A 26,769-nucleotide genomic window follows, 5' to 3' on the forward strand; every position below is an offset into this window, starting at 1 on the left:
GTTCCTACTGGGCGGCGGTCGGGTTGTGGGGAGTGGCGTAGGGGTTGTGCTGCGGGTGGACGGGCTGGGTGTACGGGTTCACCGGCGGGGTGGCGTACGGGTTGTACTGCGGGACCTGCGGGTGGACCGGCTTGTTGTTGTACGGGTTCACCGTCGGCTGCTGGACCGGCTGGTGAACCGGTTGCTGAACCGGCTGGTGAACCGGTTGCTGAACCGGCTGGTGGTACGGGCTCTGCGGGTGGACGGGCTGCTGAACCGGCTGCTGGTGAACCGGTTGCTGGACCGGCTGGTGGTGCGGGGTGACGGTCGGTACGGCCGGGGCGTGCTGCGGCAGCGGCGGCACCGGCTTGCGGTTGGCGTCCATGACGATCGACCAGACCCCGGCCGCGTTCGTGTGGATGGGAACGTCACTGACGAGCTTCGCCTGGGTGTCCACCCACAGGATCCTGCCGTGGTGGTTCACCGCGGTGAAGGCATGGCCCGTGGCCGCGACGCCGCCCTCCGGCGCCGGCCACGCCACGGCGATGGCAGCCGCCGACCCGTGCCCGGACGCGCGCAGCCGCTGCGCCAGCTGTTCGTAGGCCGGCCCCTTGCCCTCGTAGTGGTACGAGGCACCGGCCCAGCGCTCGATGTTCGCAGTGGAGTTCCGCTCGGCCGACATGCGGTCCAGTGTGCCGTCCGGCAGCATGTCCCACGTGCGCGGCGCGGAAACCTGCGGATTGCCGTACCAGGTCTCCAGGAACGAGCGCAGGCAGTCTGCACAGTTGTTGCTGCGGCCGGGGACGGACATGCCGCCGTCGTTCTGCAGCTGCGCCCAGTGGTCGGTCGGGTCGGGGAAGCGCTGGAAGTTGCCGGCGGCATCGCGCGGGACGGCGTTCTCCAGCAGCACCTGGTCGATCGCGTGCGGCTCCCGCAGCCCGGCGGGCCCGCCCTTGAGCTCGTTGCGGATGTCGAGGTGGCTCGCGGACGCGGTGGAGGGCTGGGGGACGGGGTCGCGCGGGGTGTAGAGGGGGTCGTGCTTCCCGCTGAGCTCACTGGGCCGCTCGGGAGCGGAGGAGTCGTGGTGGGTGTTGCCGTTGCCGTCGTGGTGCCCGTGGTCACCGGCGGGGTGGTCGCCGTCGTGCCCGGAGGGGGCGTCGTGGTGGTGCGGGGCGTCGTGCCCGGAGGGCGAGTCGTGGTCGGAAGGCGAGTCGTGACCGTGCGGCGCGTCGTGACCCGAAGGCGCGTCGTGCCCGTGCTCGTGACCGGAAGGCGCGTCGTGGTGTGCGGGCGCATCGTGCCCGTGGGGCGTCGCCGCGGGCGCGTCGTGCCCGTGCGGGGCCGCCGCGGGCACATCGTGCCCGTGCGGAGTCGTGGCGGGCGCGTCGTGCCCGTGCGGGGCCGCCGCCGGCGCATCGTGGTGGCCGGGCCCGGCCTCCGGGGTGCCGTGGCCGGGGCCGGGGCCGACAGGGCCGTGCCCCGGCGTCTCGCGCGGCGCACCGTCCATGGTCGGAGCGTGCGCACCGGGCGCATGCGCCGCGTTCTCCGCACCATGCGCACCCGCATGCACGCCGACCGGCTGCTCCGCGTGCACCGAAGGCGCGTGGACCGGCGTGGCCGTGGACGAGGGGATCTGCTGGTGCGCGGCACGGTCGGCGGCGGAAGCCTCGACCGGGATGGGCTCCGTGTGGGGCGCGCCCGTCGGGGAGACCATCGTGCCGTTGTCGTGCAGAAGCGTTCCGTCCGGCAGCTTCACCGAGTGGTCGGCCACTGACACGGGTACGGAGAGGTCGTGCGGTACGGCGATGCCGCCCTCCGGCACCGAGAAGCTGGCCGGCGTGACCTTCGCGCCGTTGCCCAGGTTCGCCTTGAGGCCGGACATCATGTCGCCGACCTTCGGGATCGCGACCTTGAGGCCCTCGATGCCCTTGCCGACGCCCTTGGCGACGTACGTCATCGGGTCGATGACCTTGCCGATCTTTCCGGCAACGCTCGCGACCTTGGCGACCGTGCCGGCCTTGGCGACGTTGCCGGCGCCGGTGAGGGTGGTCAGGATGTTGAAGGTGACGGCGCCGGCCGCGCGCGCCGGGTTCTTGCTCCACTCGTCCCAGGCCAGCATGGCCTTGCCGGCCTCGCGGGCGACCTTCTTCGAGTCCTGGACGAATTTCGGCAGCATGGAATCGGGAATGGCGCGGCCGATGGGGCTGGAATAGACGGCCACGCCCACGGCGAGCATGCCCAGTCCCTTCCAGGCGTTCTTCATGTTGTCCCAGCCGTCGAAGCCGACCAGGGTGCCCAGACCCTTGACCGTGCCCCAGACGCCGTCGACGATCAGGCCGTCCCACACGAACGACTTGATCCAGTGCCCGACTTCGTACCAGTGGTGGCGCTCGTCCTCCGGCTCGCCCCAGGCCGTCTTGGCGTGCTTCATGTCCTCGGCCTTGAAGCCGTACATGTTCTTCTTGTGCGAACCGTCGTCCGCGATGAAGTGCGTACCGCCGACAAGCCCCGTGATCTTGTTGGCGGCACGCCGCTCGGCCTCGTAGAAGGCGGCGACCGTGGTGTCGATGTCACCGCGGATGCGCTTTTGGTGGTTGACCTTGTCCTCGTCGTAGTCCCAGTCGTCGTCGCCCTTCACCGAGGCGACGAACTTCTCGGCCTCCGACTTCAGGGACTTGAGCTTCTCGGCCAGCGGCCGCACTTCGGCCGCGTACTCGGTCAGCGCGGAGGAGACCTTCTCCAGCTTGCCGCCGAAATCCTTCGCACGGTCCCGCACCGGAAGCGTCGTCGCGAAGAGCTTCTCCGCCTCCGGTGCGTGATAGAACGCCGACAGTCCGTGGAACTTGGTGTGGACGTCACCGCCCGTGTCCCGGATGTCGCCCGCGTTCTTCGTCAGAGCGGACGCATTCTTCTCCAACTCGGCGAGGTTTCCGGTGAACTGCGGTATCTCCCCCGGTACGAGCACGACCCGCTACGCCTTTCCTGTGCCCTTGCCCTGCTGACCCTTGTCGCCCTGCTGGCCCTGGTTGCCCTTGAGTTCTTCGGGCGTGGGCGCCTTGATGGCGTTGTTCTGGGCGTCCTGTGCCATCTGCTCGTCGCCGTGCACGTACGCCTTGGTCGCCTCGACGGCGCCCTTCATGGACTTGCCGGTCCGCGCGGCGATGAACTGCAGGTCGCCCTTCGTCTTCTGCGCGAACTCCGCGAGGGCGACGGCCACCAGGCCGCCCCCGCCCTCGGGCGCCTTGCCGCCGGCGGCGATGGTGCCCGCGTGCGTGCCGGCGTGCTCCATGTTGGTGGAGTACGAGGTGAGTTGCCCTTCCAGCTTTCCGGCCACCTCACCGGTAGCGGAGAGGACGGAGTTCACACCGCCCACGTCGATGTCCCACTTGCCCATGCCGGACCCTCCCCGTTCGTACTGACTGCTAGCCGATGGCGTCGACGGCGGCCTTCGCCTTGGCCAGCGTCGACTGCGCCGTACCGTCGTTCTTCTCCATCGTCGACCGCAGAAGATGAATGATCTGCCGCACCTCGGTCGCCGCCCGGTTCCAGCGCACCTCCTTGTCGTGGTACGCGTCCGACACGCCATCCGCCTGGAAGTCGGCCATCGCCGCCTTCACCGCACCATCACGCTCCGTCAGCACCGTCTCCAGACGCGAGATGATGCCCTGCAGCGAACCCTGCACCTCACTGGACGCACCCGTGTCATAGCTACGGCGGTCCGCACCTGCACCAGCCATCGTTCCGAATCCCCCGTTCCCTTAACGACCCGAGAAGCGAGCCGCGTCGAAGTTCGCCGCCGCCATCTGCTGGCGCGCGTTGTCCGCCGACTCCTGATCACCCTGACCGAAGGAGGAGTCCATACCGGACTGACCCCCCAGAATCGCACTCAGCGAGCTGTTCAGCGCCGCCGTCACCTCATCCGAATGCGCCTTGAACTGATCGAACGCCGCCTTGCCCGAACCGTTGAACTTCCCCTCCAACGGCTGCGCGGCGACAATCAACTGGCGGATCAAACCGCCCAGATCGTCACTCGAACCCCGCGTCTTCGAAACCAGGCCGGACAGCGTCGTACTGCCCATATCGAACTTCATGAGCACAGACCCCCGAGTTCTCTCTCACGCCACTCGATGACTCGAACATGTCTACCAACATCACCAAGGTGATCACAAAGCCCTGGCTCCGCTGACGGGTGCTCTGTTACGAGACCGTGGCGTGTGGTTGGTGTTGCTATGTCCCGCGCACGGCCTGGAAGACGATGAACGCCACCCAGGCGACCGGCAGCAGCAGACCGAGCATGTACGGCCGCTGGCGCAGCGGTACACCCGGGTCGAGCTGCTGCCGCGGCTGCCCCGGCACGGGCGGCGGCAGCTTGGTGATCCGGGCCCGCACGACGAGGTTCCACAGCAGCGTGAAGGGCGTGAAGAGCACGAGGGAAACCGGGCTCCACCAGCCCTGCACCATCGTCTTGCCGGTCATGTCGCGCCATACGGACATTCCGCAATTGCGGCAGAACGGCCCCTCCAGGCGCAGGAACCGCATCATGACCAAAATGCCCTGATGCCCGCGCACGGTCGCATCGACGGCGGGGAAGCCACCGCAAATACGGCAGTAGGTGTGATGATCATGCGCAGCCGGCGCGAATCCCGGCTGCGGGTGAGCCTGCGGCGGCGCGTAACCGACCGGCTGCTGTGGGTGCTGGTACTGCGGAAAAGTCTGCGGTTGCGGCGGAGTCGCCACGAATGTCCCCCGTACGTATCAATCAAAGAATCCCGGACCGCGCACGACTCGCGGCGGGTACAGGCGTTCATGTCTATCAACGTTGCAATACACATGCAAAGCGCCCGGACAATACGGACGGGTCTGATGGAATCCTTGGAACCCATGATGCCGACGGACTACCTCACTCTCACCCCACAGCCCTCGACGACGGCCCAGCTCCTGGCAACCGAGGCCCGCCGCCGCGGCATGCCCGTGCGGACCCTCCCCAAGCCCGCCCCCACCGACGGCCGCCCGGGCGCCCACTACTTCGGCGGCCCGAAGCTCGCGGCACGCATACGCGACGCCCTGGGCATCGCCCTGCTGGAACCGGCGGACGACTGGCTGACGACACTGCCGTACGCGTACGTCCGGCGGCGCATCACTTCATCCACCCTGGCGGAAGCCGGCCGCCTACCGGGGCGGACCTTCGTCAAACCGCCGAGCGACAAGAGCTTCCCCGCAGCCGTCTACGAGGACGGCACCCACCTCGCACGCACCTGCCCGGACCTGTCCCCGAAGACCCTGGTCCAGGTATCCGACGTGGTGACGTGGAAACGGGAGTTCCGCCTCTACATACTCGACGGCGAATGCCGCACGGGCAGCCAGTGCGCGACCTTCGGCCGCCTGGACGCAGCCCCCTTGTCCGGCCACCCGGACGAGGCCGCCGTCCTGGACTTCGCCCGTACGGTCCTGAGCACGCACGCCCACACGCTGCCGAGCGCGGTGGTACTCGACGTGGGCCTGCTGGCCGACGGCTGGGCGGTGGTGGAGGCCAACCTCCCCTGGTTCACGAACTGCTACGCAGCCTCCCCGGACCGCGCCCTGGATGTCGTCCTCCGCGCAGCGGGCCCCCGCACACGCCTGACCGCGCGCGACACCCCGTTCTGCCGCCACCTCACCCGGCCAACACCCTGAGCCGCTCCGCATCCACGGCCGGCACCCGATAACCAGCTGCCCGGACCTGCGCCACGAACGCCTCAGGAAGCGGAAAGCGGTACCGCTCCACGTAGAACCACAGCACCCCGCGCCACACCCACTCCCCGTCAGTAAGAAGTGACCCGCCCCCAAGGACGAACTCCCCGGAACCGAGCACATCCTCGACGCCGCCCATGGAAGCGAAGAGCACGTGCCCAGCGCGCAGATAGTCGGCCAACTCCGCCGAGTCGGACTGGCCCTCTCCCGCCCCCGGGCGGAACTCAGGCCCCGGCGCGTCGAGAAACCTCACGACCGCTGCCCCTCGGGGGCATACAGTCGACCGTCTCGGAAACGGCTTTTCATCGCAGTCTCAGTTGTCTGTCATGAGGCGCGTAACACCGAGCGCTACCTCAGCGTTGGCGATCATCCGGGTGATTTCGATGGGCAGGTTCCTGAATTCCTCCATCACCACGGCATAGGGCTCCACCTGATGCCGCTGCCCATCGAGCCCAGTGGCCCCGACCACATAGCGAAACCCCCAGGGGGCCGACGAATCGACGACGGCCTCCCACCGGGCTTCGCGGCGCCGGATGAGGACGTCGGCAAGGTAGGAGGTGAGGTCCGAGTGCAGAGTGACCCAGTCCGACTGCTCGAACTCCTGCAGCGGCAGGCGGGACACGTAATTCTGCAAGGCGGGCAGCAGGTTCAACGGGTCATCCGCGTACGCGCCGTCCGGCACCCCCAGCATCCGAGCGATCTCCACCCCGTTGCGGTGCGCCCCCTCGGCCCAGCCGGCCAGGTCCGGCCCCCGCCGCTCGGAAGCTTCACCCCTCGGGCACTCCTCGATCACAGAGGGAACCTCACGTATCGAACTCGCCGAGCCAACCTCGGTCCAGGAGGCCTTCCGGCAGGTAGTCGGACTCCACCTCGATGGGGAAGCCGGCGTCATGCGCGAGGCAGGTCACGGCCAGCAGACCGAGGGCCACCAGCCCCTCGGAGTTGACGATGCGCTCCTGGTCCGCCGTCCAGTACTCCTTGTGCCACCGGAGTGCCTGAGCCAACTCGGAATTGAAGGCCTCGTGGTCCTGGATGACATACCGGTAAAAAAGGTTGATCGGCGGGTAGAGAATCTTGAGCATCAGCTCCTGATCTGCGATCCGGATGGCGGCCGGATCCGTTCCCTGGATGGCAGCGACCAACTTCTGGCCGACATCGCCGGACTGCAACCACCATGTCTGGAGCGTGTCGATCCAGGCGTAGATGTACTCGTCGTATTCGCCGGATTCCCTGAGCAGGGAAAGAGGCACCTTGGCCAGTTCCGTCATCCGGTCCTGCTCACGGCAGACCACTGCCAGCCAGAACGCGGTGATCCAGTTCCCGGCGTCCGTGAAGTAGGTCGGACTGACGGCCTGGATCGTGCGCACCTCGTGCGCGATGCGGCATTCCACGGTCTGCTCTTCCACGGTGGCAGCGACAAACAGGGCGGAACCGACCTGCATCGCCGAGACGAACGCCTCCCAGGTCGGGAACAGTTCGGCCTTCGGGTCGATGCCGCAGCGGGTGAAGGCCGCAGTGAGCGAGGTGTCGAGTGCCAGGTTGAAGGAACTCGGCGAAGCCTCAAGGGAGTCGATCAATCGACCGGCAAGTGCGTCGAGCTGCTCCACTCGGCGTGCCGCTTCGTCGGCCGAAAACTCGTGCCGAGGTTCCAAGGCAGCCATTAATGCAGCTCCTCTAGCTGAGGTCGAAGTGATTCATCAGAATACGCAGCTCTCCCGGCCGCACCCACCCACCGGTAAAGGGGAGTCTCGCGCCGCATCGCGCTCTGCACGGCCCGGACCGGCTCCCGTCTCCCCTGCTGCGCCTGCGCCGCACCGCCGTCGTCTCCCCCGCCGCCGGCTCGACTCGGCTCAAGGCGCTTCGGCCTGCCCGTGGGTGTCGGCCAGGGCGCGGTGGACAGCGCGCGCCCAGACGGATGCCTCGTCGGGGTGATCCAGAGACGTCAGGAACGTCCCGCAAGGTCTCGCAATACGCTCAGGCTCGTCGCGTCGGTGTCCGACCCGGGAAGCAGACATCCTGCGCCGGCCCCGTCGACGGCTGCGAGCTCCCGAACGGCTTCCGCGGGTGAGAGCCCACGGTTCTTCGCGGATGCGAGCCGTGCGAGCCAGAAGGCGCCCGCTTCGAAGGCCGCTTCGCCCGCTGCGCTCCGAGGTTCGTATCCCGCGGCTGCATCGACGTCGGCCTCCCACAGATATCCGAGGATTCGATCGCCGCGTGCCACCGTCACATAATGGACATTACCCTCGGTCTCGTCGGCGTAGCCTTCCGGCTCCGAAGCCGCGGCCTCGGTCAGCTTCTTCAGCCTGTACGGGACTTCGAACATGTCCCAGGAGTCAAGGAGTTCGGGGTCCTCGTCCGGAAGCGCCTCGAAGCCTTCAGCGGTGGGCGTGGCGTACCACGTAGGGTCGCCGGGGTCGGGTTCATCACCAGTGAGCTCCGAAATCCCCCGCAGGACCGCGCTCAACCGGGGTGCATTCGCAGCGTGGGTCTCGGGTTGCTTGCATCCCCGCAAATTATGGGTGAGCCAGGCATCGGAATAGGTGTGCAGCGTGACCGTTCCGGCCGACTCCGACCATGCCGCCACATCGACTTCGAAGAGTCTGGCGGCGGTGATCTCCGTTCCTGCATCTGCCCACTTACCGGGGCAGGTCAGCCAAAAGCTGACGAGCCCCTCGGAATTGCCTGCCGCTTCCGCAGCTTCCCGGAGCAGTCGAACGACGTCCGCTCCGCCGTCGGGAGCCCCAGGAACGACCGCTACGTGACGACGCGAGAAGAGAACTTCCTTCTTCGGACCCGCGCTCCGGACCGCGGCGGCCCCTTCCGGCGCCCCGAAAGCACAGTCAAGGCTTGCCAACCGGTCGTAGACAGCAAGTGCTGTCCGGACACACCTCTGCAGCGTCCCACTCCCCGAAGGTCCGGACTTGACCTGCCAGGTCCAGCTGCCGACTGGAATCGATGTGATCACTGGACGCCCTTCGGGTAAAGACTGCCATCCGGAGGAATAATGAGATTTCCGTCATCGAGACGTATGACGAACGAGACCCCCTCGCCCTTCTTCAAGGTCTCGGGGTGGATTCCGTCGTGCACTTGCTGGAGGGTCTCCGCGTACCCCTTGCTCCGCCAGTCGGCCAGGGTACCCCGGCTGTCAACGAGAAGCACCCTGTGGTCCACATCGGCCCTCTGCAGCTGGAGCAGGTACTTGTCGCGCGTTACTTCGTCGATCGGATTGAGCGGATCATTGAGCCGCTTCATCTGATAGCCCACCGTGTAGCCCGTCTTGTCGCGAACCAGAACATCGATGTCGGCCTTGTTGGCTTTGTGCTCGAATTCTATGTCCCGGAATCCTCGTTCATACAGATCATTGGCAAAGCGGATCTGATCCACCGCGGGCTGCATGAGTTGCTCACGCGCCGCCCCCATACTGGAGACGACTTGGGCGAAATTCTCGCTCTTGGCGAAGCGTCCGGACGCGACGACTTCGGCGATCTCCTGGCCATTCGGGTGTGTGGACAATCGGTCGAGAATGTTCTCCAGGACCTTCGGCTTGGGCCGCTTGGCGCCCGGCAACTGACGAATGCCGTCGTGGAACCTCTGCTCAAGCTCACTTCCGCGCACCAGAGGCGCATGCTGAGGCTGAGGGGCGTCAGGAGCGGCAGTGTGATCAGTCGGGCCGGGCTCCGGGGTGTGTGCGGCATCGTCTTCGTGCGGGTTGGGTGCAGCAGCGTCGTGCTCGCCGCTGCCGGCTTCACCGTCATGAGGCGGGTTCCCGTCGTTCTCGTGCCGAGGCTCATGCTCATGTCCCGGTGGTGTCGACTCGGAGGTGTCATGGGCCGTGTGACCGCCTCCGTCCCGGCCGTGTTGCCCGCCGGGTTCTGCCGGTCCGCCGGCCGGGGCGTCGTGCGGGGTGTGGGGGGAGACATTGGGGCCGTGGTCCGCGAGAGGCAGGTGAGCACCGCTACTGGAGTGGACGGCCGGGTCCACGCCGTGACCTCCGGGGCCGCCCGCAGGAAGTCCGCCTCGGCTGGTCCCCGAAGCGCCTGCATGCTCCACAGCTCCATGTGATCCGCCACCTCGGTGCGGCGGCTGAGCAACGCCACCTTCCGGAGCACCGGTGTGCATGGAGGCCGGAGTGTGCGGGTCCCCTGCGGATGCGGAGACATGGGAAGGGGCGTGGCCACTGGCATGGACGGTGCCGTCAGCGGCACCTCCCGCGTGAGCCGCCTGCTCCGCGCTGCCGCCGCCCGCCTGGACGAGTACCGGCTTCTCGGTGTCGGCCGCCACGTGCGTGGCGGCGGCGATCTCGTTGTGGGCGGCGCGGTCGGCGGCCGAGAGCTCGACCGGGATGGGGTTCTTGTGGGGGCCCGCGACCGGGTCCACCATACGGCCGTCCTCGTGGAGGATCGTCCCGTCGGGGAATTTGACGGACTTGTCCGGGAGGACGGCCGGGGCCGCGTGCGTTGGCTCCGGGGAGGCGGCGTGGGCCGGAGCCGGTGCGGCATGCGTCGCGGCCGGCGCGGTCGCGCCCGGCCCCGCATGCGCCGCCGCAGCCGCCCCCGCATCCGCCACCGGCACCGCATGCGTCGTCGTCGGCACGGCGACATGCGTCGTCACCTCCGGCACCTTCACCGCCAGGTCGTGCGGCAGCGGCAAGGACCCCAGGGCCACCTTGCTGCCGCCAATCGTGTTCCTCAGGCCCGCCATCAGGTCGCCGACCTTCGGGACGGAGACGTTGAGGGCGCCGAGGCCCTTGCCGACGCCCTTCCCGATGTACGTCATCGGGTCGATGATCTTGCCTGCCTTGCCGGCGATGTTCACGACCTTGCCGGCCACGCCCGCCTTGGCGACGTTGCCCGCGCCCGTGATGGACGTCAGGACGTTGAAGGTGACGGCGCCCGCCGCGCGTGCCGGGTTCTTGCCCCATTCGTCCCAGGCGACCATCGCCTTGCCGGCTTCCCGGGCGACCTTCTTCGAGTCCTGGACGAATTTCGGCAGCATCGAGTCGGGGATCGCCCGGCCGATCGGGCTCGCGTAGACCGCGACGCCGACGGCCAGCATGCCCAGGCCCTTCCAGGCGTTCTTCATGTTGTCCCAGCCGTCGAAACCGACCAGGGTGCCCAGGCCCTTGACCGTCCCCCAGACGCCGTCGACGATCAGGCCGTCCCACACGAACGACTTCACCCAGTGGCCGATTTCGTACCAGTGGTGCCGCTGGTCCTCCGGCTCGCCCCACGGGACCTTCGCGTGCTTCAGGTCGTCGGCCTTGAAGCCGTACATGTTGTCTTTGTGGGAACCGTCATCGGCAATGAACTGCGTGCCGCCCACCAGTGCCGTGATTTTGTTGGCCGCGCGGCGCTCGGCCTCGTAGAAGGCCGCCACCGTTTCGTCCACGTCGCTGCGGATGCGCTTCTGGTGGTCGGTCTTCTTCTTGTCGTAGGCCCAGTCCTTGTCGCCCTTGACCGAGGCGACGAACGATTCCGCCTCCGCCTTCAGCGACTTCAGCTTCTCGGCCAAGGGGCGGACCTCGGCCGCGTATTCCGTCAGCGCGGACGAGACCTTCTCCAGCTTGTCGCCGAAGCCCTTCGCCTTTTCGCGCACCGGCAGCGTCGTCGCGAAGAGCTGGTCCGCCTCGGGAGCATGGTAGAAGGCGGATAACCCTTGGAACTTGGCGTGGATGTCCCCGCCCGTGTCCCGGATGTCCCCGCCGTCCTTCGTCAGGCCGGAAGCGTCCTTCTCCAGCTCTCCCAGATTCCCCGTGAACTGAGGTATCTCACCCGGCTCCAGCATGACCCACGCCCCCCTGCGTCACACGGCTGCTCGAACATGTCTACCAACCCCACCAGGGGACGACAAAGCCCCCCATGGGGTCGGCAGACCGTCTGTTACAAGACCGTTGAGACCGTGCCGTACGGCGGCGCTTCAGCCCACTTCGGCGCCGCGCAGATGCCGTACGAGCCGTCCGAAGGTCTCCCAGCTCTCCTCCGACTCCGCGTCGCCGAGGGCGTAGTAGAAGCCGGGGGCGGCGTCGGGCCCGAGCTGTACGGGGGCCTGGGGCAGCGGCGTGTGTGCGGCCAGTTCGCGGCCGGCCTCGCGGACCTCGGCAGGGCCGAGGACGAAGGCGTACGGCATCGGGGGCCGTTCGAAGCGGGCCGGGGCGGTCAGGTCGCGGCGGGCCGCGCGCAGCTGGCACACCATCGTCTTCAGGCCGTGCCGGGCCACCAGCTCGGCGGCGAGGTCCGGCAGCGCCTCCAGGGGCGGCTTCTCCCCCGCGCCGTAGCCGAGGGTGAGGGTGACGTCCTCCTCGACGCCCTCCGGGGTGCGGATCACCCGCAGAGTGGCGATGGCCGGCCGGTCCGCGGTGCCGACGACGACCGTCCAGGTGGGTTCGGGGGCCCGGCGGTACGCCAGGTCGGTCAGCTGCCGCCGGGACCACCTCAGACCCGCCGGTTCCGCCGTACCCCAGCCGGCCGGCGGACCGCCGGTCAGCGCCTGCCAAGCGGCTTCGAGCGCGCCGCCGAGCACGAGGTCCGCTTCGGCAGCGTGCAAGGTGCGGAACGACAGGACGAGCTGCCGTTCCTCAGTGGGCTCGAAGGCGGCGAAGGTCTCCGCCACGGGCGTCTCACCCGTCTCGGCGGACCGGTCCGGGACGAACGCCTCCTCCTGCCACCGCAGCACCGCGCCCGTCAGCCCGTCGTAGTAGCCGCACCGCTCGTCCTGGACGACCCAGCGCGCGGGAACCGACTGCAGCAACAGACGGGTGGGAAGGGAGAGACGGCAGTGCGAGGGGGTGATGATCTGCAGCGACCGGTCGCTCTCCACCGTGGCCCGCAGCGCCTCGGACAGCCAGCTCGCCATGGGCACGACGGGACGGTCCTGCAGGACGACGGCCGCCTGCTCGGTCAGCATGTCGACGGCGGGCTGCGCGGCGGCCGGTACGGGGACGGCGGTCACGCCCGACACGTCGACCGGCTGGGCCGCACCCTTGGTACCGGGAGCATCCGGCGGCCACACGCGCCCGCCCAGCAACATGGTCAGCCGGGCCGCAAACGCACCGGCCAGCCGCTCGGCCTCCGGTACGCCCGTCGTCGCCCGCGCCTCCATCCACCACTGCGGCTCCTCGCCGAGCGGCTCCGCACCCGGACCCGGAGCGCCCAGCAACCGGTCCGCCTCGTCGGGCACCTGGATCATCACGGGCGCCTCGATCGACACCAGGGGCCGCCCCTCGGCATCGCACAGCTGAATGACGGCACCATCAGCGGTGGTGTCCACGTGCACGTCCGGACCGCCGGCGAGGAGGCCGGCTATGACGCTCATGGGGTCCGGCATGCGCCTGGTGAGCGCGATCACGTCCTTGGTCATGCGGTGGTCGTCCTGTCTGTGTTCTGCGCTGTGTGCTGCCGGATGGTGAGGAAGGAGTGCAGGGCGTTGCGCACGTTCTGCAGGTGAGTGGCGAAGAGCTTCCCGTCAGGCCCGTCGGCACCGGTTGCGATGGCCTCCGCGTGCTTCAGCGCCCGGTCGCTCGGCGCGACGAAGAGCACCTCGGCGGCGAGCCGCATGGCCCGCCGCGGATCGGCGGCGGAGACGGCGCAGGCGAGGTCGACGAGCTGGGTGGCGAGGTCGAAGCCGATGACGCGCGTATCGCCGGAGAGCCGGAGGAGACCGCGTCGTACGACGTCGTCGACGTCGTCGAGGACCCCGGGTTCCTGAATGCAACCACCGACGACCGACTCCAACTGCTCGTCGAAGTACTCGCTGTCGGCGATGCGGATGAGCGCGCGGACGGCTTCCGTACGGGCGGCTCGCGTTCCCTTGTCCTCCGACAGGTCGAAGGCCATGGCCCTGGCGAGCTGGGCGAAGGTGTTGTCGACGGAGAACTTCCGGTCGATGGAGCAGTCGTACCAGGCCGTCGTCCTCGGCTCCGCGGCCGCCGCCACGACCGCCTCGTACCCGGCCGTCTCGCCCCACGTCAGCAGCGCGATGCAGGCGATGAACCGGTCGAGGTCCGGGGCGGCGGCATCGTGCACGAGGGCGACGAGCCCGGGTACGCGCTCGCGGTGCCGGGGGTCGTCGAGACCCTCGTCGATGACGTCGTACGGATCGTCGACGGGCCGGCCGTCGAAGTCGACGCCGAGCAGGGTGTCTATTGGGGCCACGAGGGCCGGTCCTTTCCTAGCCTGCTTGCCGACGGGGAGGAATCACCTGTACGTCCCCGCCCCGCGCCCGGATCCACGCCTCCAGCTCGCCGCCGGCCAGCTCCCGGGACGCGTCACCGCTGACGACGATGATCGGCCCGAACACGGTACCGGTCAGGCCGCGCACGACGGTGGTGTCGTCCACCCGCACCTTGAACGAATTCTCACTCATGACGGCATCGGTGAGGTCGGCACCCCGCAGGTCGACGCCGAGGAGCGAGGCACCGCTGATCCGTGTCCCGCGGAAACTCGCACCTGCCGCGTCGACTTCGTGGAGGTCTGCACCCACCATGTCGGCGCCGTCGAGCCGCGCCGACCGCATCACGGCCTCGTCGAGGGTCGCCTTGACGAGGCAGGCACCGGTCAGATCGGCCCCGGTGAGGTCGGCCGATTGCAGGTCGGCGCGATAGAACTCCGCGCCGGCAAGACGCACCCCTGCAAGCCGGGCCCCGATGAACCACCCCCCGGAGAAATCCCCACCGGAAAGGTCGGCACCCCGGAAGTCCTGCTCGATGCCGTAGAGGCTGTAGCTCGGGTCGTCGAGCCACTCCCGCAGGTGCCGAGCGGCCTCGAGGTCGGCAGGGAAGGCGGCCGGCTGCCAGTCGGCGGTGGTGACGTTACAAGGCATGCTCTCCCCCATCCCTCCTTCGCCGCGGACGAAGCCGGGTCGGTCTCAGTCCTCGAGGATGCGGACGCCGAGTGCCTGCAGCAGGGCGGTGCACGACCGGCAGGGCAGGGTCGGCCGGCCGTGCTCGGGGTCGCCCTCGGGGCGGATCTTCTTGGACAGGATCACCGCACTCTCGAAATGGGGAAGGGCTTGGTCGAGCGTCGTGACCCGTCCGTCCGCCCGCTGGGCGTCCAGTCCCCAGAACTGGTCGGATACCAGAGCCGATTCGGCGCACATACCGAGGAAGCGTTCCCGCTCATCAGCCGGCAGGGCGTCGAAGAACGCCTGGACGGCCGGGTGAAGGCGCGGCGTTCCCTCACCGAACAGGCTGGTGTGGCTGAAGATCTTTCCCTGAATGAGCAGGGAAGCGGCCACAGCCGGGCAGACCTCAGACAAAGTAGTCCTCCGCGTCGGGAAGAAGCCGCCCGCTCATCGCCGCGGCGAAGGCTTCGTACTCGTTCTCACCGAGGAAGTACCCCCCGGTGTGATGCCAATGGAAGAACCGTCCGGTCTCGTCGACGAGCCAGATCCCGGGCTCGTGCGTCTCGTACGCGACGGGGAACAGGCGGACACCGAGGCCCTCGCCGAGTTCGGCGAAATCCTCGACGTCACCGGCATACCCAACCGTCGGCTTGATGGTCAGGACGACGTCCGGGGACTTCCGCGGCGAGCGGAGCTCCAGCTCGCCGTACTCATGGACGAAACGAACGGCCGTTTCGAGCACGGCCAGTTGCCAGCCCTGCCGGGCGGCGTCCTCGACCCGCACCTGGATGAGCTCCTCCGCGCGCGGGCCGATGTCCCGGCCGGGAAACCAGCCGTGCTCAGCGAGCCACCTCTCCACCTCGGGGCGTGCATAGTCCAGGGGTAGCGAGCCGCACACGCCTTACCCCTCTGTGGTCTCCGGACTGCCCGGAGGAATTACTTCGACCTGTCCGCCTCGCTCACGGATCCATGCCTCGAGTTCCGCGCCACCCAGCTGCCTGGTGGAGTCACCACTGGCGAGGGTTACAGGACCGAAGACGGTGCCGGTCAGGCCACGCACCACTGTGCTGTCATCGAACGTGACCTTGAAGGAATTCCTGAACAGAACCGCATCCGTCAGGTCGGCTCCCCTCAAGTCGACACCCAGAAGCGATGCCCCTCGGATCGCCGTTCCCCGGAAGCTCGCTCCTCGCGCGTCGACCTGGCACAGCGATGCCTTGACCATGTCCGCACCGTCGAGCCGGGTCGACCGCAGCACGGCCTCGTCGAGGTTCGCCCTGACCAGGTCCGCCCCGCTCAGGTCCGCCCCGCTCAGGTCCGCAGACTGAAGGTCGGCACGGTAGAAGTTCGCCCGCGCAAGCCGCACGCCCGACAGATTCGCCCCGGTGAACCACGAACCCGAGAAGTCACCGCCCGAGAGATCCGCCCCCCGGAAGTCATGCTCTACGCCGAAGAGGCTGGAGTCCTCTGTGGACAACCACTCCTGCAACTCACGCGCCGCCTCCGGGTCGGTCGGGAGCACAGCCGGCTTCCAGTTATTACGGGTACCAGATGACATGATCTCCCCAACCGTGGCTCTCGACAATTTCCTTGACGCTGTCGATTGCCGCTTGATTCGCGTTCCGTACGTCAACAACGACTATGCGCTTGTTCTCGACGATCTGCTCCGTGAACGTGTCTATCCACTTCTGCCGACTCGCCAGCTTCGCCGGGTTGTACGCCCCCGGGAACGGCTTTGCCAGCAGGGCCGGATTGCGCACATTGTTGAAAGGAGGCCAGAACGAGTGGAGACCCTTGATGTCATAGTACTTGCCAGTACTCTCGGAATAGAACTCGCCCATGTCGGCCTCGGCGGGGCGCCGAATATCCGCGGGGAGGCGGCCCTGCTCCCTGAGGTCGAGCCCGACCCGGGCCTCGTCCATCGACGAGTCGGAGATCTCGCCCCGGTGATCCGGATCGTGCTTCAGGTGCTCGAAGTCCTCCGGAGCCCGCTTCTCCACCTCCTCGAGGTGACCCCAGTGTGCAGCCCGCTCCTCCGGGGTCAGCTCGGGAAGAGGCTCGTTCACGCGATCGCCCGCCGGAGCGCTGGGCTCGGAGCCGCCCGGCTTCTCGGTCTCCGCCGTCTGCTGGGGCTCACTGTCCGCAGCGTGCTGGTCTTCGACGTTGCCGTTGTGCTGCTCACCGTTGCCAGTGCCCTGACCGGGTTCGTGATCGCCTGCACCGGAGGACGGCTCCTGCCCGGTGTGCTCTCCACCGGAGGACGGCTCGTGGCTCGGCGTGTCACCACCACCGTGGCCGCTGCCATGACCACTCCCCCCGCCGTGGTGGGGCGGGAGGGAGCCGCCACCGCCACCACTGCCGCCGGACGGGCCGTGGGAGCCCGGGTTGCCGGTCGTGGGGTGGTCGGAGACGTGGCCGCCGCCCGTGTGGGGCGTGGTGTTCGGGCCGTGGTCGGCGCCGCCGCCCGACGGGTGGGCCCCGTCTGAGGGGTGGTGCATGTTGACCGGCTCCGGCGAGTCCGGGTGGCCGCCCGCGTGCTCCACGTGACTGGGGCCGCCCGCGCCCTCCAGGACCTTCGCCGGCTCCTTGGCCGGGACGGTCTCGTGAGCGGGGACCTTCTCGTGGGCAGGGATGTTGGGCAGGTCCGACTTGTGCGGCTCCTTGGGCGCGTCCGTGTCCTTCACGGGCTGGCCGTGCTCGTCCCGGATGACGCCGTCGCCGCCGAGGACCCGGTGGTTGCCCTTGGCGTCCGTGTACGGCATGCCGTTCGGGTCGGGCTTGCCGGCGGGAGTCGTCTCCCCGGAGTGGGTGGGGGTGGAAGGCTTCTCGCCGGGGTTGGCCGCACCCTCGCCGGAGTGGGCGGGGTGCGACGGCGTCTCGCCGGAGTGCGGCGGGGTCGCCGGGGTCTCGCCCCCGTGGGAGGGAGTCGACGGCGTCGCGCCCTCGTGGGACGGAGCCGGGTGGGCATCGCCGCCGTGCGGTGGAACGGAGGGCTTCTCCCCCGAGGCGGCCGGGACCGGGCGGCTGTCACCCGCGTGCGGCGGCGTCGACGGCGCCCCGCCCGAGGCGGCCGGGGCCGGGCGGCTGTCGCCGCCGTGCGGCGGGGTCGCCGGGGTGCCGGCCGGGTGGGCATCGCCCGTGTGCGGCGGCGCCGGGTTGCCCGGGCCCGTGAGGTTCGGTTCGTGCACCGGCGGGACGGATATGTCGCCCGGGTGGACGCCCTTCGCGTCGGGCAGACTGCGGCCCAGGTCGCTCAGGCCGGACTGGCTCTCCTTCAGGCCGTTGAAGAAGTCGCCGACCTTGATCTTCGTGACGCCCGCCGCCTTGCCGACGTACGTCATCGGGTCGGCGATCTCGCCGATCCTGCCCACCGTGGTCAGGACCTTGGCGCCGGCGGCCAGCCTTCCGGCCTCACCGGCCCTGCCGAGCTTGAGGGCCGTGCCCGAGCCGAGAGTGACGGCGTTGAAAAGGACGGTGCCGAAGGCGCGGGAGGGGTCCTTGCCCCATTCGTCCCAGGCCACCATCGACTTGCCGAAGTTGCGCAGGGCCGCCTTCTGGCGGTCCGTGTCGCTGTGGTCGGTCGGGCCGAACGTCTTGTCCATGACCCACTCGTACGGCGTCATGATGTACGCGCTGATGCCGCCACCGATGTCGCCGATGCCCTTCCAGGTCTCCTTGAACTTGTCCCAGCCGCCGAAGCCGACCATGTTGCCGAGGCCCTTGATGGAGCCCCAGACGCCGTCGACGAAGAAGCCCTTCAGCGCACCGCCGACGTTGTCCTTCGTCCACTCCCAGGCCGCCCGCCAACCCGTGTACTCACGCTTGTCGACCGTGCCCCACGGCGTCTCGTCCGCCTTCGCGACGTCCTCCGCCTTGAAGCCGTACATGCCCGCCTTGTGCGAGCCGTCGTCGACGACGAAGTGCGTGCCGTCCTTCACCAATGCGGTGATCTTGTTCGCCGCGTCGCGCTCGGCCGCCTGGAACGCCGCCCACGTGGCGCCGACCTCGTGGACCAGGTGCTCGTTCTTGTCGACCTTCTTCTGGTCCTTCTTCCAGTCGCCGTCGCCCTTGTTCTCCTTGACGAACGCCTCGGCTTCGCTTCGCAGCCGGTTCATCTTCTCGACCAGCGGTTTCGCGGTCGTCGCGAAGGTCGACAGGGCACCGCTGACGGTTTCCAGCTTCTTGGCGAAGTCGTCCGCCTTGTCCCGGACAGGGGCCGTGGTCTGAAGGAGTTGTTCCGTGTGCGGGGTGTCGAAGGAGGGCCCCAGAGCCTGGAAGGCGCTGTGGACGTCCTTGCCCGTGCCGCGGATGTTGGACGCGGTGGTCTTGAGCGTGGAGGCGTGCGTCTCCAGGCTCTCCAGGTTGCCCGTGTACGTGGGTATCTTGCTGAGGTCGATCACTTCTTGGCGCCCTTCGGCATGATCTCCTCAGGAGTCGGCGCCTGCAGGGCCGCGTTCTCCTTGTTCTCGGCCATCTCCTGGTCACCCTTCAGGTACGCCTCGGTGGCCTCCCGCGCGCCCTTGATGGACTTGCCCGCACGAACGGGGAGAAAGCGGAGGTCGTTCTGCGTGCCGTCCGCGAACTCCTTCAGCGCCGCGCCGATGGGGCCGACAAAACCGCCCTCGGGTGCCTTCGCTCCGCCCAGGGCCATCGTGCCCGCCGACGTCGATGCGCCCGACAAGTGCTCGCTGTAGGACGTGAACTCTTCCTCGAATTTGCCGGCAACTTCACCGGTGTGACTCAAGGCGGCGCGCACGCCGTCCAGCTTGATGTCCCACTTGCCACCCACGCCGATCTCTCCCCCGTTCGTGCTGCGTGCTACCTGCTACTGGCTTCTAGCCGATGGCGTCGACGGCGGCCTTCGCCTTGGCCAGCGTCGACTGCGCCGTACCGTCGTTCTTCTCCATCGTCGACCGCAGGAGATGGATGATCTGCCGCACCTCGGTCGCCGCCCGGTTCCAGCGCACCTCCTTGTCGTGGTACGCGTCCGACACACCGTCCGCCTGGAAGTCGGCCATCGCCGCCTTCACCGCACCATCACGCTCCGTCAGCACCGTCTCCAGACGCGAGATGATGCCCTGCAGCGAACCCTGCACCTCACTGGACGCACCCGTGTCATAGCTACGGCGGTCCGCACCTGCACCAGCCATCGTTCCGAATCCCCCGTTCCCTTAACGACCCGAGAAGCGAGCCGCATCGAAGTTCGCCGCCGCCATCTGCTGACGCGCGTTGTCCGCCGACTCCTGATCACCCTGACCGAAGGAGGAGTCCATACCGGACTGACCACCCAGAATCGCACTCAGCGAGCTGTTCAGCGCCGCCGTCACCTCATCCGAATGCGCCTTGAACTGATCGAACGCAGCCTTGCCCGAACCGTTGAACTTCCCCTCCAACGGCTGCGCCGCCACGATCAGCTGGCGAATCAGGCCGCCGAGGTCATCGCTGGACCCCCGCGTCTTCGACACCAGGCCGGACAGCGTCGTATTGCCCATATCGAACTTCACGAGCGCACACCCCCGTCTTCACTCACACCACTTGCCGACTCGAACATGTCTATCAACATCGTTGGCGTGACCACAAAGCGCTTTGCCACCGACGGGCACTCTGTTACGAACGTGTGGCAGTCGCCCCCGCCGCGACAGACGGCGCGCAACGGCGACACATCGACCGCCCCTGCCTGCACGCGCCCCTCTTACGCCACGATCTCCCCTGCAACCAGGCCAAGTTGACCTGCCACAGGTCTATGCTCATGCCCGGCGGCGCACATGGTGCGCCCCCTCTCTTGAGGACCGAGTTCCGGACGTTGCCTTCAGGACGCCCGGTACGGGAGTCCTCCGGAGCGCCCACCGGCTATGGGCGCATCGCAGAGAGGGGGCGCCTATGGGGCGTCACCGCAAGGAGCAGCCGAAGCGGATCTTCCGGGTCATCGCCCGGGGCGTGACGAAACGAGCTGTCAGGGCAGTACTCACTGCCCTGATCAGCTACGTCGTACGTGAGGGCCTGGACCAAGCCCTGAACCGTGAGGACGGTCCGCTGTCCCACCACGAACATGGGGCAGAGGGCCGGTAGCTCCTCGGAAACCCTCGGCACGGCCTTGCCCTCCGCTGCTGGGGGTTTCTGCTGGACAGAAAGCTAGCATCGCGGCCCTGCCTGCGCAGCAGGACCACCCCCGCAAGTCACCCCGCAGCATTCACCTCCGTGCGAGCACTCGGCCGGCCGCAACGGAACTCGAACCACACCTGCTTGCCGACCAGTTCCAGGTCGTCCCACACCCACCACACGCCCGAGGCGTGCGACAGGCGGCGTACGAGGGTCAGCCCGGGGGCGGCGGCGCCCCGCCATGGCAGCCTGTGGGGGTCGTCGTCGCGCACGGCCACCCGTACGCGCCCCGGCTGTGCCGTGAGCTCCACGGTGAGCTCCGGTACACGGGCGTGCCGGACGATGTTCGCCACTGTGTCGGAGACGCAGATGCGGGCGTTCTCGATCAGTAGGCGGTGGTCGGTGGCGACCAGTGCCGCCGTCACGAACTCCCTGGCCATGCGGGCGGCCGCGGCGTTCGCCGGGGCCGTGAGGGTGTAGCGCTCCCCTTCCTCTTCCTTCATCGGTCCGCCCCGCTTCCAGCTGTGATGTTGATGCCGTGCGCTGTCAGCACTACGCGGTGCGTGCACTGGCAGCGGGCCGGGCGCGCGGGCCTCGTCCAGGCGGTGAGACGACGGATAAGGTTTCGCATGTCGACGCTCCTTGAGCAGCGTTGGCCATGCCCCGGGGCCGTTCCAGCGGTCGCCGGGGTCCGGTACATCACGCACGGAGCGTAGAGCGTGATATAGCAAGCTGTATCGCGATGACCATTATCTATATCGACTAGAGCGCCATGGTGTGCATACCTTACGTATGTGATCGAATTCGCTCCGGATATCCCGCGCTGGCGCCAGGTCGCCGATGTGATCCGCCAGCGCATCCACGACGGCACCTACCAGCCCCGCACCCGCGTGCCCTCGGTGCTCCAGCTGACAGAGGAGTTCGGCATCGCCAGCGTCACGGCCCACAAGGTGCACCGCGCCCTGCGGGCGGAGGGCCTCATCTACACGGAGCCAGGAATGGGCTCGTTCGTCTCCAAGGACCTGCCCAAGTAGCTGGGGCGGCTTTCTCCCCCACCCCGCCCCTTCCCGAAACCGGGGGGGGTGCTGCCCGGCGGCCCGGTTGGTGCCCACCCTCCCCCAGCTACCGCTGGGAGGTGCCCCCATCGCCCAGCGGAACGCCTGCCCACCAACCGGCGGCCACGTCACCCCGTCGGCAGCCCCAGGCCGTAGAACGTGACGCGGTACGGGCTCATGTACTCCGCCTCGCCGCCCACTATGAGGTCCTGCGGGTCGCGGACGCCCGCTGCGCGGGCCGTCGCCACCAGCGTCTCCGCCAGTTCGCGGCCTCGCGGTTCGCCCGGGGCGCCGGCGTCGATGCGCCAGCGGGGGTCGTAGTCGTCGTCCCAGACCTCGCGCGTGGCCGGGTGGTCGGCTGCGCGGCCCCAGCCGAGCGTTTCGGGGTTCGGGTCCATGTCGTACGGCGGGAAGCAGGCGATCGACAGGCGGTCGCTGCAGGAGATGTCGAACAGCAGCGGTGCGCCCGGGCCGGCGCCGCGGCCGTAGATCGGCATGGAGATCGGCGTGCCCAGTGCCGTCGTCTCGGCCGGGAGGGTGGAGAGGAAGTCGGCGAGCGCGCGCGTCACCGTCTCCCAGCGCTGGGCGCGCCAGCCGCCGGGGAAGCCGAGGCCCGCGTTGGCGGGGCCGCGGGTGCTGCCGAAGAAGCCGGTGATCGCGTGTTCCTCGCCGTGGCCCTGGCGCCAGAACCAGCTCTCCACCGGGTCGGTCGGCTGCAGCACCAGTTCGGGGCCGGCGGTGCCCGCGCGCAGCTCCAGCGTGTTCGGCCGGCCGCGCCAGCGCAGGTAGGGGGTGCCCCAGAGCGGGCCGGAGGCGTAGAACGGGCCCAGGTCGCCGTACACGCCCATGATCGACGCCTCGCCGAGTTCGGCCGTCAGCTCCTCCCTGGCCTCGGCGAAGGCGGCCGCCTGGGCCGCCGCGCCGGTGTCGGCGGGCTTCAGCACCGGCACGGCGAGCTCGACGTACGCCTCGCCGTCCACGTACCGCTCCTCGTACTGCCCCACCGGGCGGAGGCGGGCGTCGGGGGCCACGGCGGCAGCGAGGGCCCGGGCGCCGGCCTCCGTCCAGCCATCCGTGTCGGCCGCAAGAAGGCGCTTCGCCAGCTGTGCAATCGTCTCGTTCACGCCGTGATCATGGCAGCCGGCACTGACAAACGGGCATTCCTCCCCGCCTCCTCCCATACCTCTTGACTTCCGTCATATAAGGAGGAAACTGGCCATTACACCAGACAACCGGTGAGAGCCACACCCTCGGTGAAGACGTTCATCGATCGAGTGACCCGCATCTCGGCTCAACTGGCTAGGCCCCCGGAAGGGCACGTACGGGGAGACGGGGTTCTCGGCGACGACCGAGGGCTCGCGGAACCTGTACGGAGCGCCGGGGGCCGTCGCATGCCCCCGGGCACCCGGCCCCCGCTAGGACACCACCCCGCTCCGGTCCACCGTGAACTTGCCGCTCGCCGAGCCGTTGAAGGTGCCCTTCGTGATCCACTCGATCAGCGCCGCCTGCAGCGTCTGGTGCGGCCCCGCCCACGACGTGCCCGCGGCCTGACCGTAGGCCGCCCTGCCGGACGGGGGCATGCAGCGGCTGCCCGAGCAGCCCTCGTTCGGCAGGGCGTGGCTCGCGCACTTGACCTGGACCAGCACCTTGTTCGTCACGGACGCCGGCAGCACGTCGTAGATCCTCGTCGCCGTCGACGGCGTGATCACGGCGTCGTCCGCCCCCTGCACCACCAGGGCCGGTACGGACAGCTGTCCCGCGACCTCGTCGTTCCAGCCGAAGGTGGAGAAGGTCGGCGAGCGGTTGAGGCCGTCGGGGTGGTTCGCGTCGGTGCCGCCCCACTTGCGGCCCGGGCCGCCGTCCGTCTGCATCAGCTCCTTCCACTGCTCGTCCAGGCTGCCGGCGATGACGTGACCGGAGCAGTCCGCTTCGCTGGTGCCGGCCTTCAGCGCGGCGCCGGCGTCGAGGCTCTTGCGCGTGCCGAGGGTCAGGGGGAAGGTGACGAAGCCGCCCGAGGGCGTCGACTCCTCCTTCGTCCCGCCGAAGAACGACGACACGAAGACGGCGCGGTCGACCTTGGCGATGTAGGACGAGCTGTTGGGCAGGAGCGGGTTCGGGTTGGCCGCGTAGAGCGTGCGGCCGACGCGGTTGCCGCCGAGCGAGTAGCCGAGGAGGGTCACCTTGCCGCTGGTCGGCTTGGCCTTGTCGAGGGCGTCGTCGATGGCCTGGCGCACGTCGCGCACCCAGGTGTCGGTGGTCGCGAAGCGCATGCCGCTGGAGTGCGCGTAGCGCTTGCCCGCGAGCGGGTTCGTCGCGAGCTGGGTGCCCTGCTGGTCGAGCGGGAAGATGGGGTTGTGGGTGCGGTCGCAGCCCTCCGGGTACGGGCAGGTGGTGCTGCCCGAGGGGTACGCCCGCAGGCTCGCGTTGTGCGGGTCGTCCAGGCCCTTGGCGAACCGGGTGGACTCGCCGTAGCCGAGCAGGTCCGGCACGAAGGTGTCGATGCCGGCGCGGGCGAGGCCGCCCTGCAGGCTGAGCTTGTTGCCGTCCTGGTCCTTGCCCTTGAGGTCGAAGACCGGCGCCCCGCCGAGCGACCGGCCGTGGATCAGTACGGCGGCCCGCGCCGGTGTGCCGGAGCAGCGGCCGTGCTCGTACACCGGCTGGACGCGGTGCATGTGCAGCTTCGCCGCCTGGCCGTTGAACTGCGGGTCCGGCATCGCACCGGACTGCACCGTGAAGTCGAGCGAGTAGTCGGTGGTGTTGATGTCGGTCGGTTCCTTGTCGCACGAGGCCGCGCCCCACAGGCGGTCGGCGGCCACCAGGCCACCGAGGCCGGTCACGGCCAGGGCCAGGCAGGCGCCGATCACGAGCCACCGGCGGCCCGCGGCCGTTGCGGGGCGCCACCACCGGGTGGGGCCGGGGCCTGTACCGCTGCCGTCGCCCTGCGGGCTGCTGCCGTCCACCACGCTTCTCCTCACCGGTTCGCTGCACGGGTCTGCAGGCAGCGTCCGTCAGCGGTACGGGAGGCGCACGGCGGGTTCGGCCGAACAGCCCAGCGGGCTCGGAGCGAACCGTCAGAGCGATGCGGGTGACGCCGTCGCCAGGGTCGTGAGGACCTCCCGCAGCCGCTCCCGTACGGCCGGGTCGGTGACGGTGCCGTCCGGGCCGACCGCCTCCCGGCCGACCGGCAGCTGGATGCACGCCTGCTCCACGATCGCGGCACCGGTGTAGCCGAGGACCGTGCGCAGCGTGGCCGCGGCTCCCCCGCCGCGCCCGGGCGGCGCCACGTTCAGCCAGGCGACCGGCTTGTCGCAGATCTCGGTGCCGCCGACGGTCCAGTCGAGCAGGTTCTTGAACGCCCCGGGCAGGGTGCCCGCGTACTCGGGCGCGCAGATCAGCACGGCGGTGGCGGCCGCGATGGCCGTGCGCAGCTCTGCGACGGGTGCGGGCAGCGGGTCGTGGTCGTCGTCGGGGTTGAAGTGCGGGAGGGCGGCGAGGCCTTCGTACAGGACGGTGCGTATGGCCTCCGGTGCGACGGCCTGCGCGGTGCGCAGCGCGGTCTCGTTGGAGGAGCCGGCGCGCAAGCTGCCGGAGATCAGGAGGACTTCGGACGTGGTCATCCGGCCAACCTAGCCCGTCAGTCGCGGCAGATCAGCAGCAGTGCTCTGTCGTCGTTGACATCCTTGGCGACCGCCTCGATCAGGTGCCAGGCGGCGCCGTGGAAGCCGGACTTGACGTAGCGGTCGGCTTCCCCGGTGAGGCGGTCCATGCCTTCGGTCAGCTCGCGCTCGTTGGTCTCGACGAGGCCGTCGGTGAAGAGCATGAGGACGTCGCCGGGGCGCAGGGTGCCCTTGACGGGGTCGAACTGGGCGCCGTCGTAGACGCCCAGCAGCGGGCCCTCGGCGGACTTCTCCTCCCAGCGGCCGGAGCCGGCGTTGAGCTGCAGGGCGGGGAGGTGGCCGGCGGAGAGCAGTTCGTAGTCGCCGGTGTCGAGGTCGAGGACGAGGTGGATGGACGTGGCGAAGCCCTCGTCCCAGTCCTGGCGCAGGAGGTAGCCGTTGGCCGCGGGCAGGAAGGCGTGCGGGGGCAGGGAGCCGAGAAGGCCGCCGAACGCGCCGGACAGCAGCAGGGCGCGCGAGGCGGCGTCCATGCCCTTGCCGGAGACGTCGGTCAGGACGACCTCCAGGGTGCGGCCGCCGTTGGTGCGTGCGGCGACGACGAAGTCGCCGGAGAACGACTGGCCGCCCGCCGGGCGCAGTGCCATCTCCCGGTGCCAGCCGCGCGGCAGTTTGGGCAGCTTGCTCTGCACGCGAATGCGTTCGCGCAGGTCGAAGAGCATGGTGCCGCCGCGTCGCCACGGCACGCCGACGCGGCTGCGGAACTGCGCGATGAGCAGGCCGAAGAAGCCGATCGCCGCGACGACGAGGATGGTGCCGGGGGTGACCCGGTCCGCGCCGCGGTGGCCGGGGTCGTCCAGCAGCGCCGACTCGACGATCAGGGCCGCGGCGGCGGCCGCGTACAGGCCGAGGAGGCTGGCCGGACGCAGCAGCAGGCCGCCGGCGACGATGGGCAGGACGAGGGCCGCCGGGGCGCACCATTCGGGCTGGCAGACGGTGCCCCAGGCGAGGGCGGGCACGGACAGCAGCAGCGCGGTCAGGGCGACGGAATCGGAGCCGTCGCCCCGGAAATAGTCGACACCGGCCTTGCGCACGCTCGTGCGGACCCGGTGCAGTGCTTTACGCATCCGGGCCGTCGGGGTCTCCGCACCGCCAGTCATTGCTTCGGGACCTTATCCACCCATTCGGCGGTGCGTCGATTCGCGCCGCGCCGAGCGGGCTGCCGTGGGGAACGCCGTGCGCGCACCCGGAGAGCAACCATATGCGACATTCGTTCGCCTGAACGGGGATGTGGCGTGGGGCATGGCTATGACGACGGAGCAGCGCCTACTGCGCCCGTCCGAGCGCGGCGCGCGGGGCACGAACGGGGCGGCGGTACGGGCGCAGGGGGCGCCGCCGGCACCACGGGGCGCTCCTGTCTCGTTCGCAACACAGGGTGCGGGGGCGGGGCTTGC

General features: G+C 69.1%; 27 protein-coding genes. 2 read left to right on the top strand and 25 right to left on the bottom strand.

Annotated elements, in window-relative coordinates; all coding sequences use genetic code 11:
• Positions 1–4: 4 nt before the first annotated feature.
• The 5 genes from ABD361_RS09035 to ABD361_RS09055 form a co-directional block, all read right to left on the bottom strand.
• Positions 5–2,944: a toxin glutamine deamidase domain-containing protein gene (locus ABD361_RS09035; protein WP_344434341.1), complete on the bottom strand. Its 2,940-nt coding sequence runs from the start codon at positions 2,942–2,944 to the stop codon at positions 5–7.
• A gap of 6 nt (positions 2,945–2,950) precedes the next feature.
• Positions 2,951–3,373 (bottom strand): DUF6507 family protein, encoded by a 423-nt coding sequence (locus tag ABD361_RS09040; protein WP_344434342.1) that lies wholly within the window; start codon positions 3,371–3,373, stop codon positions 2,951–2,953.
• Between the two features lie 28 nt (positions 3,374–3,401).
• A complete protein-coding gene (locus ABD361_RS09045) occupies positions 3,402–3,716 on the bottom strand; it encodes a pore-forming ESAT-6 family protein (RefSeq protein WP_344434344.1) in 315 nt (104 codons plus the stop codon).
• Positions 3,717–3,737: 21 nt separating this feature from the next.
• Complete coding sequence (locus ABD361_RS09050) at positions 3,738–4,070, bottom strand: hypothetical protein (RefSeq protein WP_344434345.1); 333 nt, start codon at positions 4,068–4,070, stop codon at positions 3,738–3,740.
• 136 nt (positions 4,071–4,206) lie between these two features.
• Positions 4,207–4,716, bottom strand: coding sequence for a hypothetical protein (locus ABD361_RS09055; protein ID WP_344434346.1), 510 nt, complete (start codon positions 4,714–4,716; stop codon positions 4,207–4,209).
• Between the two features lie 144 nt (positions 4,717–4,860).
• On the opposite strand from ABD361_RS09055, the gene ABD361_RS09060 reads away from it, so the two are divergent.
• Positions 4,861–5,652: an ATP-grasp domain-containing protein gene (locus tag ABD361_RS09060; RefSeq protein WP_344434347.1), complete on the top strand. Its 792-nt coding sequence runs from the start codon at positions 4,861–4,863 to the stop codon at positions 5,650–5,652.
• Here ABD361_RS09060 and ABD361_RS09065 read toward each other — a convergent pair.
• The 16 genes from ABD361_RS09065 to ABD361_RS09140 all read right to left on the bottom strand — a co-directional run bounded on the left by ABD361_RS09065 (position 5,633) and on the right by ABD361_RS09140 (position 21,149).
• The gene (locus tag ABD361_RS09065) at positions 5,633–5,962 is read right to left on the bottom strand and encodes a hypothetical protein (RefSeq protein ID WP_344434348.1); all 330 of its coding nucleotides are present in this window, start codon (positions 5,960–5,962) and stop codon (positions 5,633–5,635) included. The two genes, ABD361_RS09060 and ABD361_RS09065, sit on opposite strands and share 20 nt — an antisense overlap.
• Before the next feature lie 60 nt (positions 5,963–6,022).
• Positions 6,023–6,502 carry a hypothetical protein gene (locus ABD361_RS09070; RefSeq protein WP_344434350.1) on the bottom strand — a complete coding sequence of 160 codons (480 nt, stop codon included), beginning with the start codon at positions 6,500–6,502 and terminating at the stop codon, positions 6,023–6,025.
• A gap of 10 nt (positions 6,503–6,512) precedes the next feature.
• Positions 6,513–7,370, bottom strand: a complete 858-nt coding sequence (locus tag ABD361_RS09075) for an immunity 49 family protein (protein ID WP_344434351.1) — start codon at positions 7,368–7,370, stop codon at positions 6,513–6,515.
• Between the two features lie 281 nt (positions 7,371–7,651).
• Positions 7,652–8,674 (bottom strand): hypothetical protein, encoded by a 1,023-nt coding sequence (locus tag ABD361_RS09080; RefSeq protein WP_344434352.1) that lies wholly within the window; start codon positions 8,672–8,674, stop codon positions 7,652–7,654.
• The gene (locus tag ABD361_RS09085; protein WP_344434353.1) at positions 8,671–11,493 is read right to left on the bottom strand and encodes a hypothetical protein; all 2,823 of its coding nucleotides are present in this window, start codon (positions 11,491–11,493) and stop codon (positions 8,671–8,673) included. Before ABD361_RS09085 ends, ABD361_RS09080 begins: the two co-directional genes overlap by 4 nt.
• A gap of 132 nt (positions 11,494–11,625) precedes the next feature.
• Positions 11,626–13,065, bottom strand: a complete 1,440-nt coding sequence (locus ABD361_RS09090) for a DUF6177 family protein (protein ID WP_344434354.1) — start codon at positions 13,063–13,065, stop codon at positions 11,626–11,628.
• Positions 13,062–13,859, bottom strand: coding sequence for a hypothetical protein (locus tag ABD361_RS09095; RefSeq protein WP_344434356.1), 798 nt, complete (start codon positions 13,857–13,859; stop codon positions 13,062–13,064). The genes ABD361_RS09090 and ABD361_RS09095 overlap by 4 nt, the downstream gene beginning before the upstream one ends.
• A gap of 16 nt (positions 13,860–13,875) precedes the next feature.
• Entirely contained in the window at positions 13,876–14,538 is a 663-nt protein-coding gene (locus ABD361_RS09100; RefSeq protein WP_344434357.1) for a pentapeptide repeat-containing protein, read from the bottom strand.
• 33 nt (positions 14,539–14,571) lie between these two features.
• Positions 14,572–14,940 carry a YwqJ-related putative deaminase gene (locus ABD361_RS09105; protein WP_344434358.1) on the bottom strand — a complete coding sequence of 123 codons (369 nt, stop codon included), beginning with the start codon at positions 14,938–14,940 and terminating at the stop codon, positions 14,572–14,574.
• A 13-nt stretch (positions 14,941–14,953) separates the two neighbouring features.
• Positions 14,954–15,445 (bottom strand): SUKH-3 domain-containing protein, encoded by a 492-nt coding sequence (locus ABD361_RS09110; protein ID WP_344434359.1) that lies wholly within the window; start codon positions 15,443–15,445, stop codon positions 14,954–14,956.
• Positions 15,446–15,448: 3 nt separating this feature from the next.
• Positions 15,449–16,069 (bottom strand): pentapeptide repeat-containing protein, encoded by a 621-nt coding sequence (locus ABD361_RS09115; protein WP_344434360.1) that lies wholly within the window; start codon positions 16,067–16,069, stop codon positions 15,449–15,451.
• Positions 16,070–16,085: 16 nt separating this feature from the next.
• Complete coding sequence (locus ABD361_RS09120) at positions 16,086–18,947, bottom strand: hypothetical protein (protein WP_344434361.1); 2,862 nt, start codon at positions 18,945–18,947, stop codon at positions 16,086–16,088.
• Positions 18,944–19,336, bottom strand: a complete 393-nt coding sequence (locus ABD361_RS09125; protein ID WP_344434362.1) for a DUF6507 family protein — start codon at positions 19,334–19,336, stop codon at positions 18,944–18,946. Before ABD361_RS09125 ends, ABD361_RS09120 begins: the two co-directional genes overlap by 4 nt.
• Positions 19,337–19,382: 46 nt before the next feature.
• On the bottom strand, positions 19,383–19,697 hold the full coding sequence (locus ABD361_RS09130; RefSeq protein WP_344434344.1) for a pore-forming ESAT-6 family protein: 315 nt from the start codon (positions 19,695–19,697) through the stop codon (positions 19,383–19,385).
• A 21-nt stretch (positions 19,698–19,718) separates the two neighbouring features.
• Positions 19,719–20,051 (bottom strand): hypothetical protein, encoded by a 333-nt coding sequence (locus ABD361_RS09135; protein WP_344434363.1) that lies wholly within the window; start codon positions 20,049–20,051, stop codon positions 19,719–19,721.
• A 672-nt stretch (positions 20,052–20,723) separates the two neighbouring features.
• On the bottom strand, positions 20,724–21,149 hold the full coding sequence (locus ABD361_RS09140) for an ATP-binding protein (protein WP_344434364.1): 426 nt from the start codon (positions 21,147–21,149) through the stop codon (positions 20,724–20,726).
• A 291-nt stretch (positions 21,150–21,440) separates the two neighbouring features.
• Here ABD361_RS09140 and ABD361_RS09145 point away from each other — a divergent pair, with 291 nt between their 5' ends.
• On the top strand, positions 21,441–21,680 hold the full coding sequence (locus ABD361_RS09145; RefSeq protein ID WP_344434365.1) for a GntR family transcriptional regulator: 240 nt from the start codon (positions 21,441–21,443) through the stop codon (positions 21,678–21,680).
• Positions 21,681–21,829: 149 nt separating this feature from the next.
• On the opposite strand, the gene ABD361_RS09150 is transcribed toward ABD361_RS09145, so the two are convergent.
• The 4 genes from ABD361_RS09150 to ABD361_RS09165 form a co-directional block, all read right to left on the bottom strand.
• Positions 21,830–22,825: a hypothetical protein gene (locus ABD361_RS09150; protein ID WP_344434366.1), complete on the bottom strand. Its 996-nt coding sequence runs from the start codon at positions 22,823–22,825 to the stop codon at positions 21,830–21,832.
• A 291-nt stretch (positions 22,826–23,116) separates the two neighbouring features.
• The gene (locus ABD361_RS09155) at positions 23,117–24,661 is read right to left on the bottom strand and encodes an alpha/beta fold hydrolase (protein ID WP_344434368.1); all 1,545 of its coding nucleotides are present in this window, start codon (positions 24,659–24,661) and stop codon (positions 23,117–23,119) included.
• Positions 24,662–24,772: 111 nt separating this feature from the next.
• Positions 24,773–25,318, bottom strand: a complete 546-nt coding sequence (locus tag ABD361_RS09160; protein WP_344434369.1) for an NADPH-dependent FMN reductase — start codon at positions 25,316–25,318, stop codon at positions 24,773–24,775.
• 17 nt (positions 25,319–25,335) lie between these two features.
• Positions 25,336–26,475 (bottom strand): PP2C family protein-serine/threonine phosphatase, encoded by a 1,140-nt coding sequence (locus tag ABD361_RS09165; protein ID WP_344434370.1) that lies wholly within the window; start codon positions 26,473–26,475, stop codon positions 25,336–25,338.
• Positions 26,476–26,769: the final 294 nt, after the last annotated feature.

It is taken from the genome of Streptomyces luteosporeus (assembly GCF_039532865.1).
In the GTDB taxonomy this organism is placed as follows: domain Bacteria; phylum Actinomycetota; class Actinomycetes; order Streptomycetales; family Streptomycetaceae; genus Streptomyces; species Streptomyces luteosporeus.